The following is a 14817-nucleotide window of genomic DNA, read 5'->3' on the forward strand; positions in this document are numbered from 1 at the left end:
GTGGCAGAGTTGTCGCCTGCCCCTTACCACAACGGATAGATGCTCATGGAAAGATTCTCACGTACGCCGCACGATGCTATTTTTCGTCAAATGCTGGCCCAGAAAGAGGTCGCTCGCGATTTTTTACAGCTTTATCTTCCCGCGCAGTTTTTAAGTATCTGCGATCTCAATACGCTGCAGCTGGCTTCCGGCAGCTTTATCGAAGAAGACCTGCGATCCAGCTACTCCGACATTCTCTACTCCCTGCAAACGCAGCACGGCGCGGGATATATCTACGCGCTGATTGAACATCAAAGCTCGCCGGATAAGCTGATGGCTTTTCGCCTGATGCGCTATACGCTGGCCGCCATGCAGCGCCACCTGGATGCCGGCCACAATACGCTGCCGCTGGTGGTCCCGATTCTGTTTTATCACGGCACCGTCAGCCCCTGGCCACATACGCTCAACTGGCTCCAGCTTTTTGACCATCCTGAGCTTGCCGGCGCGCTGTACGGCGGAGATTTTCCGCTGGTGGACCTGACCGTTATGCCAGATAATCATATCCTCCGCCACCAGCGTATGGCGATGCTGGAACTGTTGCAAAAGCATATTCGCCAGCGCGATCTGGCCGAACTGCAACCGATGCTGATTACGCTGCTGGCGCAAGGATATCTGACGGAAAACCAGATCAATACCCTCATCAGCTATATGCTGCAGGCGGGAACCACGGAAAAACCCGGGCCCCTGATTCGCGAGCTGGCGAAGCAGTCGCCCAGGCACAAGGAGCTACTGATGACAATTGCCGAATGGCTGGAAGAGAAAGGCCGTAAAAAAGGTAGAAAAGAAGGCAGACAGGAAGGTTTGCAGGAAGGTTTGCAGGAGGGCCGTAGAGAAATCTCGCGCAGCATTGCCCTGAAAATGCTCGCCTGCGGGCTGGAGCCGAAGATGGTGATGGAACTGACCGGTCTGAGCCAGGAAGAACTCTCCTCGCTCAGCCATTAACATCTGCGGGGCGGATACCCACCGCCCCGTTATGCTTAGCTTATCGCCGGGGAGGCATCGTCGCCCTTATCCCGCTTCACCTCTGTCACTTCATCGCCCTTCTCATTGCGCAGATGCACCTCCAGCTGGTTAAAGGCGATGTCAATATTGTTCTCGCGGCACAAACGATCGATAGCGCGGTTAAGCTCATCCACCGCATAGCTGCGATCGCGAAGTTCACGCACGTACAGGCGCAGTTCATGATCGAGCGTGCTGGCGCCGAAGGTGGTAAAGAAGACCGAGGGCGCGGGCTCTTGCATCACTTTCGGATGCTCATGCGCGGCCTGGAGCAGTACTTCTTTAACCTTATCCAGGTCGGAACCATAGGCCACGCCAAGGCGGATGACCACGCGGGTGACGGTGTCGGAGAGCGACCAGTTGATCAAGCGTTCCGTCACGAAGGCCTTATTCGGGATAATGACCTCTTTACGGTCAAAATCGGTGATCGTCGTGGCGCGAATGCGGATTTTGCTGACGGTACCGGAGAAGGTACCAATGGTTACCGTATCGCCAATACGCACCGGGCGCTCAAAGAGAATAATCAGACCGGAAACAAAGTTACCGAAGATTTCCTGTAAGCCAAACCCTAAACCAACCGACAGGGCGGCCGCCAGCCACTGAAGTTTGTCCCACGAAACGCCCAACGAGCCAAATACCGTCATCGCGCCAATAACAATAATGGCGTAATTAAGGATGGTCGTAATTGCATACGACGCCCCCTGGCGCATATTGAGTCTCGATAGCACCAGCACTTCCAGCAGGCCCGGCAGGTTGCGGATTAACGCCCAGGCGACCATCGACGCGACAATCGCGAACAGCAGGCTGCCCATGGTGACGCTTTTCACGGCGCTGACGCCGGCTTCCGTACCGTTGTAATGCCACAGCGTAATACTGTCGAGATAGGCGAACACGGTGATCAGATCGGACCAAATCGCCCAGAACAGCACGGCAAACAGCGCAATCATCACCAGCATCGTAATACGCAGCGTTTGCTGGTTAACCTGCTCCAGGGCAATCGTCGGTTCTTCCTGGGGTTCGGCCCCTTCAGCGCCCTCTTTAACCAGATGCTGACGACGCGCCAGCGCACGGCGCCAGGCAATACGCCGGGCAGCCACGCTCAGGCCGCGCAGAACGGTCTGGTACAGCAGGTTCCACAGCATCACCAGGTAAACGGTTTCAATCCAGCGGCCGGCCAGACGCAGCGTCGTGTAGAAGTAGCCGGTTGCCGTCAGCACCATCAGGGCGATGGGCACAATCGATAGCACGGTGACGGTGATAAGGCGCAGGCTGTGGGACTCTTTATCACGCCAGCTCTCGCGGCACATCGGCAGAACAAGCACCGCAATCAGCAGCAGGTTGAGGAAAATAACAAACTGCCCGAGCACGTCATCCATCAGGTGCAGAGGCGACAGCTCCGACATCACCGACCAGAAATTGAGCGGCAGCAGCGCAAGGCTGACGCGGACAATCTGCCGCCGCCAGTGGCTGGTCAACTGCGACGGCATATTAAAGTGGCGCACCGCCACGCCGTCTTTTTCCAGCACCTTCCAGCACAGGCCAAACACCAGCCAGAACAGCGCCAGCTTCTTACTATAGGCCCACAGCAAATCGCTGATATTCAGCTGCATAGTCAGCAGAATCAGGCCAATGGCCAGAATCACCAGCACCACAGGCAGCGCGCGGATCAGATCGATAAGAATCGCTTTCGGCGTATGAAGCTGAGTGTCATTGCGCAGTTGCCCCACCTGTGAAGCCAGCTTCGCCTGATACGCTTTCAGCCAGTTAAGGCGCCAGCGAATCAGACCGGCAATCAGCAGCAACGGCAGGCCGGCAAGGAAAGCGATAAATACCGCAGGCCAGGCTTTTTCCCAGTTTACGGTGATTTTCATCGCCTTAAACTGCCCTTTCAGCGCTTCCGGGAAGGCTTTAACCCACTCCCAGTCCATCGGACGGTTACTGTTTACCCAAAAAATCTGCTGCGTCAGAATGGCTTTCAGGTTGGTCGACACGCTCATTAACTGCTGCTGATTGATCTGCAGGTTAATGGCCATCATCAGCTGGTTACCCAGCTGTTTGTTGAACTGATCGAGCAGCTCCCGGCGCATATCAACGATTTCGAGAAGCGCGCTATGCACTTCGGCATTGAGATCGCTGCTGTGCCCTTCCTCCAGCTTCGCGACGTACGCATCGCTCTGGAACAACGCATCGCGCTGCTGGTTAACCTCAAACTGTTCGAGGCGCAGGTCGGCGATGCGGTTCGTCATATCGCTCAGCTCCTCCGCAGAGGGCAGCGTTTGCTGCTGCTGATAAAGGATACGCGACAGCAGCAGGCTGCCTTTCAGCACGGAAATCTGCTCTTTTATGTCACGCTCGGATTGCAAAGCGCGATCGAGCCAGGTCTTCACTTTGATGTTGCGCTGAACCAGCTGATTACCATTTTCCGTCGCCGAAATCAGTCTTTCGCTAAGCTGGTGGTTAATCTCCAGCTCCTGCTTCACCAGCGGGTTTGCCTGAATACGCGCCGTTTCGTCCGGGGAAACCGCTTCCTGAGCCGTCTTTTCCGTCAGCGTCAGGCGCTTGCTATTCACCGCTTCCTGCAATAACTGAAGCTGGTGTTCAAGACGGTTGCTGTAGGCGGTGATGTAATCACGCTGCTTTTGCAAGGTATCCTGCAGGACCGTGTTACCTTCCAGGCTTTTGCGCTGCTGGTCTATCTGCGCATTCAGCAGAGCCTGCTGCGCCAGCAGCAAACTCTGCTGGGTAGGACGCAGCGCCTCCTCGCCCGTCGAGGTGCCATTCAGGCGGTTACGGATCTGCTGCAGCTGCTGCGAAGCGGAGTACATCGCATTCTGCACACGTTCCGGCTGGGTTTGTAGGGAGACTAACTGGCTGTTATAGGTTGCCAGATCGTTCTGCGCGTTTTGCAAATCGTCCAGCGTCTGAGAGACGCGCGATTCCAGCTGACGTAGCGATAACGTGCTCAACGTTTTACGCGTCGCCTCATCATCGGGAACATCGCTTAGCGCGTTGAGGCTATCGATAGCCTGATTCATTTTCGCTGGCGCCTGAGCCACCTGCTGACGCAGCTGCGTCGTTTCCGACTTAATGCGTTCGATTTTATCGAGGGTTTCCAGGGTCTGGGTCAGGTCCTGCTGAACCAGCTTGTCCTGCGGGGTCAGCTCTTTTTGCTTATTCAGCGTCGTGAGCTGGCTTTGTACCTCGGAACGTTCAGGTAAATCAGCCGCCAGCGCCGTGTTAACGCTAATACAGCCGATAAAAAACATCAGGGTAAGAACAAAAGCGGATATGGCGTTTCGCCAACGGATAGTATGCAGCATAGTGTTAACATGAGTGATTGCAAAAGCCGGAGAATACCGGGGATCGTCGCAGCGCGAAGAATAGCACTTCTGTTATCGCGCGAATAGCGGCGGACAGCAGGAAAAATACCCCTTTTGTCCGCGAGGATACTTAAGCTTCCGCGCCTTCAGAACTGCGCAGAGAGGGGCACAATTGATACATTTCAAGCAGCGTTTCGACATATGCCCGCGCTTCATGCTGCAGATCGAAGGCGTTGGGCGCCAGCAGCCAGTTCTCCATCAGGCCAGAAAGATAGCTGCGCATTAAAATCGCCGCCCGCCGGGTGAGTAAATTGGCGGGCAGCATCTTCGCCGCAATGCACTCGTTTAATGTCTGCTCGATACGATCGTAGCTCTCAAGGCATAAACTTCGCTGCGCTTCTTGCAGCGTAACCATCTCTCCGACGAACTCGCATTTATGGAAAATGATTTCCATCATCAAGCGCCTGCGTTTTTCTGTCACCGTTGCTTCAAGGATATACACTAAGATCTCTCTGACAACTGACAGTGGATCGTTGGGGAATTTTGCCCGATACTCAACTTCGAGATCGTTGATGTTGGCTTCTGAAAGCACCCATATTTCATTAAATAAATCTGATTTATTTTTGAAATGCCAATAGATAGCGCCCCTCGTCACACCGGCCTCTTTTGCAATTGCGGCCAGCGAGGTGGATGATACGCCTTGCTGCGAAAACAGACGCAGAGCAACATCCAGAATATGTTGCCGGGTCTCAAGCGCCTGTTGTTTGGTTTTTCGTGCCATAGGTCGATGAGTTTACAGAGGTTACGTTTACATACATTTGTGAATGTATGTACCATAGCATGACCATAATAGAAACACAGCAGTGGGTTTGTGGTCGATTGAGCCACTGAACAATTTGAAATTGGACACTCGAGGTTTACATATGAACAAAAACAGAGGGTTAACGCCTCTGGCGGTCGTTCTGATGCTCTCAGGCAGCTTAGCGCTAACAGGATGTGACGACAAACCGGCTCAGCAAGGAGCCCAACAAATGCCGGAAGTCGGTATTGTGACGCTCAAATCCGCTCCTCTACAAATTACAACCGAACTGCCAGGCCGTACCAGCGCCTATCGCGTTGCGGAAGTTCGTCCTCAGGTCAGTGGCATTATTCTTAAACGTAACTTCACCGAAGGGAGCGATATCCAGGCAGGGGTGTCTCTTTATCAAATCGATCCGGCGACCTATCAGGCCACCTATGAAAGCGCGAAAGGCGATTTAGCCAAAGCGCAGGCCGCGGCAAATATGGATCAGCTGACGGTTAAACGTTATCAGAAACTGTTAGGCACTAAGTACATCAGTCAACAGGATTACGATACTGCCGTCGCGACCGCGCAACAGAGCAACGCCGCCGTGGTTGCCGCCAAAGCAGCGGTTGAAACCGCGCGCATTAATCTGGCCTACACCAAAGTCACCTCGCCAATCTCAGGCCGCATTGGTAAATCCGCGGTCACGGAAGGTGCTCTGGTGCAAAATGGCCAAACCACCGCCCTGGCGACCGTGCAACAGCTGGATCCTATCTACGTTGACGTGACGCAATCGAGCAACGATTTCCTGCGTCTGAAACAAGAGCTGGCCAACGGCAAGCTGCAGCAGGAAAACGGTAAAGCGAAGGTTGAGCTGGTGACGAACGACGGTCTGAAATACCCGCAGAACGGTACGCTGGAGTTTTCTGACGTCACCGTTGATCAGACCACCGGTTCTATCACGCTGCGCGCCATTTTCCCGAACCCTGATCACACTCTGCTGCCGGGGATGTTCGTCCGCGCGCGTCTGGAAGAAGGCGTAAACCCGGATGCACTGCTGGTTCCTCAGCAGGGCGTAACCCGCACCCCGCGCGGCGATGCCAGCGCGATGGTTGTCGGCGAAGGTGATAAAGTCGAAGTTCGCCAGATTACCGCCACTCAGGCTATTGGTGATAAATGGCTGGTCACCGAAGGGCTGAAAACGGGCGATCGCGTCATCATCACCGGTCTGCAAAAAGTCAGACCAGGCGTGCAGGTAAAAGCGCAGGAAGTCGTTTCTGACGATAAACAGCAAGCCGCAGGCAACGCTCAGTCAGAACAACCCAAGTCTTAACTTAAACAGGAGCCGTTAAGACATGCCTAATTTCTTTATCGATCGCCCCATATTTGCGTGGGTGATCGCCATTATCATCATGCTGGCTGGGGGGTTATCGATCCTCAAGTTGCCGATAGCGCAATATCCGACGATTGCGCCGCCGGCAATTTCCATTACAGCCATGTACCCCGGTGCCGATGCTGAAACCGTGCAGAACACCGTGACCCAGGTTATCGAACAGAACATGAACGGTATCGATCACCTGATGTACATGTCTTCTAATGGCGACTCCACCGGTACAGCAACCATCACCCTCACCTTTGAATCCGGTACCGATCCGGATATCGCCCAGGTACAGGTTCAGAACAAGCTGGCGCTGGCAACGCCGCTGCTGCCGCAAGAAGTTCAGCAGCAGGGTATTAGCGTTGAAAAGGCATCCAGCAGCTTCCTGATGGTTGTCGGCGTTATCAATACCAACGGCACCATGAATCAGGATGACATTTCTGACTATGTTGCCGCCAACATGAAGGATTCGATTAGCCGTACCAGCGGCGTCGGTGACGTACAGCTGTTCGGTTCCCAGTACGCGATGCGTATCTGGATGGATCCGAACAAGCTTAATAACTTCCAGCTGACGCCGGTTGACGTGATCAGCGCCCTGAAAGCGCAGAACGCCCAGGTCGCAGCCGGACAGTTAGGCGGTACTCCACCGGTGAAAGGTCAGCAGCTGAACGCCTCCATCGTGGCGCAGACCCGTCTGACCAATACTGAAGAGTTCGGCAACATTCTGCTGAAGGTTAACCAGGATGGTTCCCAGGTGCGTCTGCGCGATGTCGCGAAGATTGAGCTGGGTGGCGAAAGCTACGACGTCGTTGCGAAGTTTAACGGTCAGCCCGCGTCCGGTCTGGGTATTAAGCTCGCGACCGGCGCGAACGCGCTGGATACCGCCAACGCCATTCGTGCCGAACTGAAGAAAATGGAACCTTTCTTCCCGTCAGGCCTGAAGATTGTTTACCCGTATGACACCACCCCCTTCGTGCAGATCTCCATTCACGAAGTGGTGAAAACGCTGGTTGAAGCCATCATTCTGGTGTTCCTGGTGATGTACCTGTTCCTGCAGAACTTCCGCGCAACGCTGATTCCGACTATCGCCGTGCCGGTCGTACTGCTGGGGACGTTCGCTATCCTCGCGCTGTTCGGCTTCTCGATAAACACCCTCACCATGTTTGGTATGGTGCTCGCCATAGGCCTGCTCGTGGATGATGCCATCGTTGTGGTAGAAAACGTCGAGCGTGTAATGGCCGAAGAAGGGCTACCGCCGAAGGAAGCTACGCGTAAATCAATGGGCCAGATTCAGGGCGCGCTGGTGGGTATCGCGATGGTGCTTTCCGCGGTATTTATCCCGATGGCCTTCTTCGGCGGTTCTACCGGTGCGATTTACCGTCAGTTCTCGATCACTATCGTTTCCGCGATGGCGCTGTCGGTACTGGTGGCACTGATTCTGACCCCGGCGCTCTGCGCCACGATGCTGAAACCCATCCAGAAAGGCAGCCATGGCGCCACCACCGGCTTCTTCGGTTGGTTTAACCGCATGTTCGATAAGAGCACGCATCACTACACCGATAGCGTAGGCAACATCCTGCGCAGTACCGGTCGTTATCTGGTGCTGTACCTGATCATCGTGGTAGGCATGGCCTGGCTGTTCGTTCGTCTGCCAAGTTCGTTCCTGCCGGACGAAGACCAGGGCGTCTTCCTGAGCATGGCGCAGCTGCCTGCTGGCGCAACTCAGGAGCGTACCCAGAAAGTTCTGGATGAGATGACCGACTACTATCTCACCAAAGAGAAAAACAACGTTGAGTCGGTATTCGCCGTAAACGGCTTTGGTTTCGCGGGTCGTGGGCAAAACACCGGTATCGCGTTCGTTTCTCTGAAGGACTGGAGCCAGCGTCCGGGCGAAGAGAACAAAGTTGAGGCGATTACCGGTCGCGCAATGGGGTATTTCTCGCAGATTAAAGACGCAATGGTCTTCGCCTTTAACCTGCCGGCAATTGTTGAACTGGGTACCGCAACAGGCTTTGACTTCCAGCTTATCGACCAGGCGGGACTGGGCCATGAAAAACTGACCCAGGCACGTAACCAGCTCTTTGGTATGGTCGCGCAGCATCCTGACGTCTTAACCGGCGTGCGTCCAAACGGACTGGAAGATACTCCGCAGTTTAAAGTGGATATCGATCAGGAAAAAGCGCAGGCTCTCGGCGTGTCTATCAGCGACATTAACACGACGCTTGGCGCAGCATGGGGTGGTAGCTACGTCAACGACTTCATTGACCGCGGTCGCGTGAAGAAAGTGTATATCATGTCTGAAGCGAAATACCGTATGCTGCCGGAAGATATCGGCAACTGGTACGTACGCGGCAGCGATGGACAGATGGTGCCCTTCTCCGCCTTCTCGACTTCACGCTGGGAATACGGCTCACCGCGTCTGGAGCGTTACAACGGTCTGCCATCAATGGAAATCCTCGGCCAGGCGACACCGGGCAAGAGTACCGGTGAAGCGATGAACCTGATGGAAGAGCTGGCGGGTAAACTGCCTGCGGGTATTGGCTATGACTGGACCGGTATGTCTTATCAGGAACGGTTGTCAGGCAACCAGGCACCAGCGCTGTACGCTATCTCGCTGATTGTCGTCTTCCTGTGCCTGGCGGCGCTGTATGAAAGCTGGTCGATTCCGTTCTCGGTCATGCTGGTTGTTCCGCTGGGGGTTGTGGGTGCGCTGCTGGCGGCTACCTTCCGTGGATTAACCAACGACGTCTACTTCCAGGTTGGTCTGCTGACCACCATCGGCCTGTCGGCGAAGAACGCGATACTTATCGTTGAATTCGCCAAGGACCTGATGGATAAAGAGGGCAAAGGCCTGATCGAAGCCACGCTGGAAGCCGTTCGTATGCGTCTGCGTCCGATTCTGATGACCTCGCTGGCGTTCATCCTTGGGGTCATGCCGCTGGTTATCAGCTCCGGCGCAGGCTCCGGCGCGCAGAACGCCGTCGGTACTGGCGTAATGGGTGGGATGGTGACCGCGACGGTGCTGGCGATTTTCTTCGTGCCGGTGTTCTTCGTGGTGGTTCGCCGCCGCTTTAGTAAGAAAAATGAGGATATTGAGCACAGCCATCCGGTTGAGCATCATTAATCTCTCTCCTCTCAGGGCCGCATTTGCGGCCCTTTTCTTTTGTTCCTCGTTAAAACGCACGGATTGTTATTGTCTAATTTATAAGCTGAGATATAATATTTAATGATGAGTCGCGGTGCTTATCTCCATTTTTTTTCCACAATTTTCTTTCCTGCGCCCCTAACTCAGAATATTCTTAATCACTGATTTTATGTATGGTTGTCTCTCTATAACGGCTAAACGCGTCGGCTAACCTGATGAAATATAAGGTCAGTATTCGTTTTTTCCGATCGGGATAACGGCACGATATAATAAAGTCCGAGGCATTGAAGATAAAAGGACACTGATAATTGTAATTTTTCGTAATAGCACGATGAAATCTTTTTAAGAGTGGATTATAGTTAAACAGCAAGATTACAATGTATGTGTCAGGTCTGTTAGTCGTGTTCATCCCACAACGGTGTCGATAATCGTCGTTTAAACCACTCAAAAGGGGATGCGTTATGGACGAATACTCGCCAAAAAGACATGATATTGCGCAGCTTAAATTTCTCTGCGAAACCCTGTATCATGACTGTCTTGCAAACCTGGAAGAGAGCAACCACGGCTGGGTTAATGACCCGACCTCGGCTGTCAATCTTCAACTTAATGAATTGATCGAGCACATTGCCGCGTTCGCACTTAATTATAAAATTAAGTACGCCGAGGATAATAAGCTGATTACCCAGATTGACGAATATCTGGATGACACTTTCGTCTTGTTCAGCAACTACGGCATTAACAGCGCAGATCTGCAGAAATGGCGTAAATCTGGCAATCGGTTATTCCGCTGCTTTGTCAACGCCTGTCGGGAAAACCCGGCCAGTCTTTCTTGTTAGTATTATTACAATCAAAAGGTGAATTTATGTCTGATAAAACATTAACCAAAATAGACTATTTGATGCGTTTACGACGCTGTCAGACAATTGATACGCTGGAGCGCGTAATTGAAAAAAATAAATATGAACTTTCCGATAATGAACTGGCGGTATTTTACTCAGCGGCCGACCATCGTCTTGCTGAGCTGACGATGAATAAACTGTATGACAAGATCCCCCCTTCAGTCTGGAAATTTATCCGCTAGTTTATTTCAAATGAAAGTCATACATCTCGTGCCGAAAACGCCCCTCTCTCGTGATGATAATAAGTGTGACAGTGCTCACAGATGTTGGCTCAATGCGAATATGAAACCGGTTTCTTTTTTATACTATGGCGGCCTAACGATAAGGAAATAAGGAAAGCCTCCATGAGCGAAGAGAAACAAAAAATGATTGCCGGCGAACTGTATCTGGCAGGTGACGCCACGTTGAAAGCCGATCGTCTGCGGGCCAGACAGCTGCTGCACCGCTACAATCATTCGGCGCCTGAAGAACGTGAATTAAGAAACGCATTACTTTCTGAACTGCTTGGGCACGCGAGTGACGCGTATATCGAACCCACATTTCGCTGTGACTATGGCTACAATATCTTCCTCGGCAAAAATTTCTACGCTAACTTTGATTGCGTCATGCTTGACGTCTGTCCAATTCATATTGGCGATAACTGCATGCTGGCGCCGGGCGTGCATATTTATACCGCTACGCATCCCCTTGACCCTGTCGACCGCAATAGTGGTCAAGAGTACGGAAAACCCGTCACCATTGGCCACAATGTGTGGCTTGGCGGCCGGGCAGTGATTAATCCAGGCGTCACTATCGGCGATAATGCCGTGGTGGCGTCGGGGGCCGTCGTAGTAAAAAATGTGCCGGCAAACGCCGTCGTCGGCGGAAACCCGGCACGGATAATCAAAATGCTGGAGAGCGAAAAACGGTAACTGTTATGCTTTTCTGCAACCAATCTGTTACTTTCCCCATGGATTTACGCAACATAAAATAGTCTTCAGGCTGAGCCCGGTTTGTCACGCCTGGATACGGGCTCATGGCAGAATTTGGGGAATAAGATGACAGAAATACAGCTGCTGCTGAAGAGCACCATTGATGAGCTTAATGTGAAAGAGAAGCGCGACAACCGTCCGCGCTTTAGCATTAGCTTTATTCGCAACCATCCATGGCTTTTTGTCGCCATGTACGCGGCTTTCCTGGCCACGCTTATTGTGATGCTACGTTCCGAAACGCTGGTAGATTCTGTCTGGCTGTTAATTGTGTTATTTGTTCTGCTAAACGGTTTCTTCTTCTTCGACGTCTACCCGCGCTATCGTTATGAAGATATTGACGTTCTTGATTTCCGCGTGTGCTACAACGGTGAGTGGTACAACACCCGATTTGTCCCTGACCAGCTGCTTGAACGCATCCTGCAATCGCCACGCGTCGGCGGCGAACAAAAGGCGCAGCTACAAAAAATGATCGCCACCAAAGGCGAACTCTCCTTTTACGATGTGTTTTCTCTTACCCGCGTCGGTCCAGCGCAATAAGACGGTTCAGCGTCCGTACCGCAGCCATAAAATGCGAGGCGGACGTATTACCGTAGCCCAGAACAAAGCCGCTTCGCGCCGTTTTTACATCGAGGTAAAAACGGCTTAACGCCCCGGGTGCCAGCTGAAACCGCCGGGCCTGCTGCACAATCGCCAGGTCATCCACGTTGTCGATAGCAACGGTCAGGTGCAGGCCCCCCTCGCCGCCAAACAGTTCATAAGGATGCCTGAGCTCTTGAGCCAGAATCTCCCGCAGCTGCTGCTGACGTTTACGGTATAAACGGCGCATGGCGGCTAAATGACGTGCGTAGTGCCCCTCCTCAATGAACAACGCCAGCGCCCTCTGTTCGGCCCGATGGCCGCCGCGTAATAGCGAACCAATGGCGCCACGTGCGGCCTCCGCCAGCGCGGGAGGCATCACCATAAAGCCAATGCGCAGCGCCGGAAATAGCGTTTTGCTGAATGTCCCCAGATAAACCACCGGCGCCTGCCTGGCCATCCCCAGCATGGCCGGAATGGGCTCACCGCTGTAGCGAAACTCGCTGTCGTAATCATCTTCAATAATCCATGAATCATGCCGGCGGGCATACTCCAGTAGCGCCAGTCGCCTCCCGGCGCTCATCACTGCCCCGCAGGGGTATTGATGGGAAGGTGAAGTAAAGATCAATCGCGGCGCTTCACTATCATTATGACTATCAAAACGCATCCCTTCATGATCAACCGGCACGCCCTCTATATGAAGTCCGGATTTGAGAAAGATGCTTTTTGCTCCCGGATAGCCGGGTTCTTCTACCCATGCCGTATCGCCAGCAACGCTCAGCAAATGCGTGCATAAATCGACGCCTTCCAGCGCACCTTCCGTAATCACAATCTGGCTGGCTTCACAGCGGATCCCCCGCGAGAGCGCAAGGTGGCGGGCAATGGCTTTTCGCAGTACGAGCTCTCCCTGCGCATCGCCGTAGCCCAATAATGCGCTTCCCTCTTCACGCAGTACGCGATCCAGGAGCCGGCGCCAGATGGAAAGCGGAAAGTAGTTAACCGCAGGCATTCCCGGCGTAAAGAGCAGCGTGGGTGAATCACGATGGATTGCCGCTGGTAATCCCTGTAAGTATTCAGGGAGCACAATATGGCGCGCCTCAACGTCCCCCTCTCCCTGAGTTCCTAAAGGCGCGACGGACGTCCCCTGGCGGCTACGTAATAAATACCCCTCTATCGCCAGCTGCTCCAGCGCGCCGTTGACGGTGTTGCGCGACAGTCCCAGACGCTGGGCCATGGCGCGCGAGCCGGGTAAACGGCTATCACCTGCCAGCGCCCCCTGCAAAATCGCCTCGCGTAGTGTCTGATAGAGCGTACGCTGCAGGGTTCCACCTCCCCTGCCGCGCAGGGCCTGATCCAGTAAAGCAAAAAAAGCATCATCCGGAATATTCATCATCGCTCCTCGTGGCACCCTAAAAACATACTCCTGTGGTTCTTTTTATGGAACCAACAAGCGCCTAATCTCGCAGCATTCACCTGCCAAAGGAAAACCTCATGAGCCATCTTAATCAATTCGATCAACCCGTTGGCGCAGCCCTGCCCGACTGGCTGCCCCGTCCGCATCCTGAAAGGTTGAATCTGCAGGGCCGCCTTTGCCGCCTTGAGCCATTGCGCTCCACGCACGCCGGTGCGCTGTTTGACGCCCATCGGCTGGCCCCGGACACCCGAAGCTGGACGTGGCTGCTGCGTGAGCCGGATAACAGCGTAGAGGAATACCGCGCGTGGATAGAGCACGTTTCCGGGCAGGCCGATCCCATTCACTTTGCCGTGATAGATCAACGGACAGACCAGCCCGTCGGCTCACTGGCGCTGATGAGAATCGATGCTAAAAATGGCGTTGTTGAAGTCGGCCACGTTCACTTCTCGCCTTTACTAAGCCGGACGGCGATGGCCACCGAGGCCCAATGGCTGCTGATGCATTATATTTTTGCAACGCTCGGCTATCGTCGCTACGAGTGGAAATGCAACAGTTTGAACGAGCCTTCACGCCGGGCGGCGCTGCGGCTGGGATTTCAGTATGAGGGGCGTTTTCGTCAGGCGCTGGTGATAAAGGGCCACAACCGCGATACCGACTGGTTTTCGATTATCGATTCCGAGTGGCCGCAGATTGACAAGGCAATGCAGCAGTGGCTGGCCGCCGACAACTTTAGCGCCGACGGCCGGCAGTTACGAACGCTGGAGAGCTTCCGTTAACGTCTCTTCTTGCGCCCCTGGACGGCCTTAAAGCGAGGATTACTTTTGCAGATAACGTACAGCCGCCCTTTACGCTTGACGATCTGGCAATCCGGGTGGCGCTGTTTCGCGCTACGCAATGAGTTGAGCACCTGCATTATTTACTCCTTTTCGCATCAATAAAACCGCCGAAGCGCTGGCGGAAACGCGCGGTGCTGCCTTCATTGTTGAAGGCCTTCTGTTTGCCGGTGTAATACGGATGCGATTTGGAGGAGACATCGAGCGTTACGTAGGGATACGTCTCGCCTTCCAGCTCAATTTCGCGCTCGGTACGGATCGTTGATCCGACTTTGAAGTATTCATTGGCGCTGGTATCGTGAAAAACCACCGTACGATAATGCGGATGAATATTGGGTTTCATAGCGACCTCAATCATTACGTTATAACATAACATCATGGTACGCCGGGTGAATACAAAGATCAACCCTGAGAATGGAAGGGGCTAAAGGGCGGCGCAGGCCGCCCGTTGCGGATTAA

At 53.7% G+C, this 14817-nt stretch carries 14 protein-coding genes; 8 read left to right on the forward strand and 6 right to left on the reverse strand.

Features of this window, described 5'->3' with window-relative positions:
• The first annotated feature begins 45 nt into the window (after window positions 1-45).
• Window positions 46-981 (forward strand): Rpn family recombination-promoting nuclease/putative transposase, encoded by a 936-nt coding sequence (locus ABLU96_RS00960; RefSeq protein WP_048261457.1) that lies wholly within the window; start codon window positions 46-48, stop codon window positions 979-981.
• A 35-nt stretch (window positions 982-1016) separates the two neighbouring features.
• On the opposite strand, the gene mscK is transcribed toward ABLU96_RS00960, so the two are convergent.
• A complete protein-coding gene (gene mscK / locus ABLU96_RS00965; protein WP_064405076.1) occupies window positions 1017-4358 on the reverse strand; it encodes a mechanosensitive channel MscK in 3342 nt (1113 codons plus the stop codon).
• Between the two features lie 130 nt (window positions 4359-4488).
• The gene (gene acrR / locus ABLU96_RS00970; RefSeq protein ID WP_014228208.1) at window positions 4489-5139 is read right to left on the reverse strand and encodes a multidrug efflux transporter transcriptional repressor AcrR; all 651 of its coding nucleotides are present in this window, start codon (window positions 5137-5139) and stop codon (window positions 4489-4491) included.
• Between the two features lie 142 nt (window positions 5140-5281).
• Here acrR and acrA point away from each other — a divergent pair, with 142 nt between their 5' ends.
• The 5 genes from acrA (at window position 5282) to maa (ending at window position 11475) form a co-directional block, all read left to right on the forward strand.
• Window positions 5282-6475 carry a multidrug efflux RND transporter periplasmic adaptor subunit AcrA gene (gene acrA / locus ABLU96_RS00975; RefSeq protein ID WP_004136054.1) on the forward strand — a complete coding sequence of 398 codons (1194 nt, stop codon included), beginning with the start codon at window positions 5282-5284 and terminating at the stop codon, window positions 6473-6475.
• A 22-nt stretch (window positions 6476-6497) separates the two neighbouring features.
• Entirely contained in the window at window positions 6498-9644 is a 3147-nt protein-coding gene (gene acrB, locus ABLU96_RS00980) for a multidrug efflux RND transporter permease subunit AcrB (protein ID WP_014228207.1), read from the forward strand.
• 482 nt (window positions 9645-10126) lie between these two features.
• Complete coding sequence (gene tomB, locus ABLU96_RS00985) at window positions 10127-10501, forward strand: Hha toxicity modulator TomB (RefSeq protein WP_025107145.1); 375 nt, start codon at window positions 10127-10129, stop codon at window positions 10499-10501.
• Window positions 10502-10527: 26 nt separating this feature from the next.
• Window positions 10528-10746, forward strand: a complete 219-nt coding sequence (locus tag ABLU96_RS00990; RefSeq protein WP_004099646.1) for an HHA domain-containing protein — start codon at window positions 10528-10530, stop codon at window positions 10744-10746.
• Window positions 10747-10908: 162 nt separating this feature from the next.
• Window positions 10909-11475, forward strand: a complete 567-nt coding sequence (gene maa, locus ABLU96_RS00995; RefSeq protein WP_064357999.1) for a maltose O-acetyltransferase — start codon at window positions 10909-10911, stop codon at window positions 11473-11475.
• On the opposite strand, the gene ABLU96_RS01000 is transcribed toward maa, so the two are convergent.
• Complete coding sequence (locus ABLU96_RS01000; protein WP_224243896.1) at window positions 11447-11581, reverse strand: hypothetical protein; 135 nt, start codon at window positions 11579-11581, stop codon at window positions 11447-11449. The two genes, maa and ABLU96_RS01000, sit on opposite strands and share 29 nt — an antisense overlap.
• 20 nt (window positions 11582-11601) lie before the next feature.
• On the opposite strand from ABLU96_RS01000, the gene ABLU96_RS01005 reads away from it, so the two are divergent.
• Window positions 11602-12072 carry a YlaC family protein gene (locus ABLU96_RS01005; protein WP_004848329.1) on the forward strand — a complete coding sequence of 157 codons (471 nt, stop codon included), beginning with the start codon at window positions 11602-11604 and terminating at the stop codon, window positions 12070-12072.
• On the opposite strand, the gene ABLU96_RS01010 is transcribed toward ABLU96_RS01005, so the two are convergent.
• Window positions 12047-13501 (reverse strand): PLP-dependent aminotransferase family protein, encoded by a 1455-nt coding sequence (locus tag ABLU96_RS01010; RefSeq protein WP_064405080.1) that lies wholly within the window; start codon window positions 13499-13501, stop codon window positions 12047-12049. The genes ABLU96_RS01005 and ABLU96_RS01010 overlap by 26 nt on opposite strands.
• A 101-nt stretch (window positions 13502-13602) precedes the next feature.
• Between ABLU96_RS01010 and ABLU96_RS01015 the strand changes: the two genes are divergently transcribed.
• On the forward strand, window positions 13603-14301 hold the full coding sequence (locus ABLU96_RS01015) for a GNAT family protein (RefSeq protein ID WP_048261453.1): 699 nt from the start codon (window positions 13603-13605) through the stop codon (window positions 14299-14301).
• Here ABLU96_RS01015 and ykgO read toward each other — a convergent pair.
• Together ykgO and ABLU96_RS01025 are read right to left on the reverse strand one after the other, a co-directional pair.
• The gene (ykgO, locus tag ABLU96_RS01020) at window positions 14298-14438 is read right to left on the reverse strand and encodes a type B 50S ribosomal protein L36 (protein ID WP_003859006.1); all 141 of its coding nucleotides are present in this window, start codon (window positions 14436-14438) and stop codon (window positions 14298-14300) included. The genes ABLU96_RS01015 and ykgO overlap by 4 nt on opposite strands.
• Window positions 14438-14701 carry a type B 50S ribosomal protein L31 gene (locus ABLU96_RS01025; protein ID WP_004848323.1) on the reverse strand — a complete coding sequence of 88 codons (264 nt, stop codon included), beginning with the start codon at window positions 14699-14701 and terminating at the stop codon, window positions 14438-14440. The genes ykgO and ABLU96_RS01025 overlap by 1 nt, the downstream gene beginning before the upstream one ends.
• Between the last annotated feature and the right edge of the window lie 116 nt (window positions 14702-14817).

The sequence above is a fragment of the Klebsiella sp. CN_Kp106 genome, from assembly GCF_040064575.1.
In the GTDB taxonomy this organism is placed as follows: Bacteria; Pseudomonadota; Gammaproteobacteria; order Enterobacterales; family Enterobacteriaceae; genus Klebsiella; species Klebsiella michiganensis.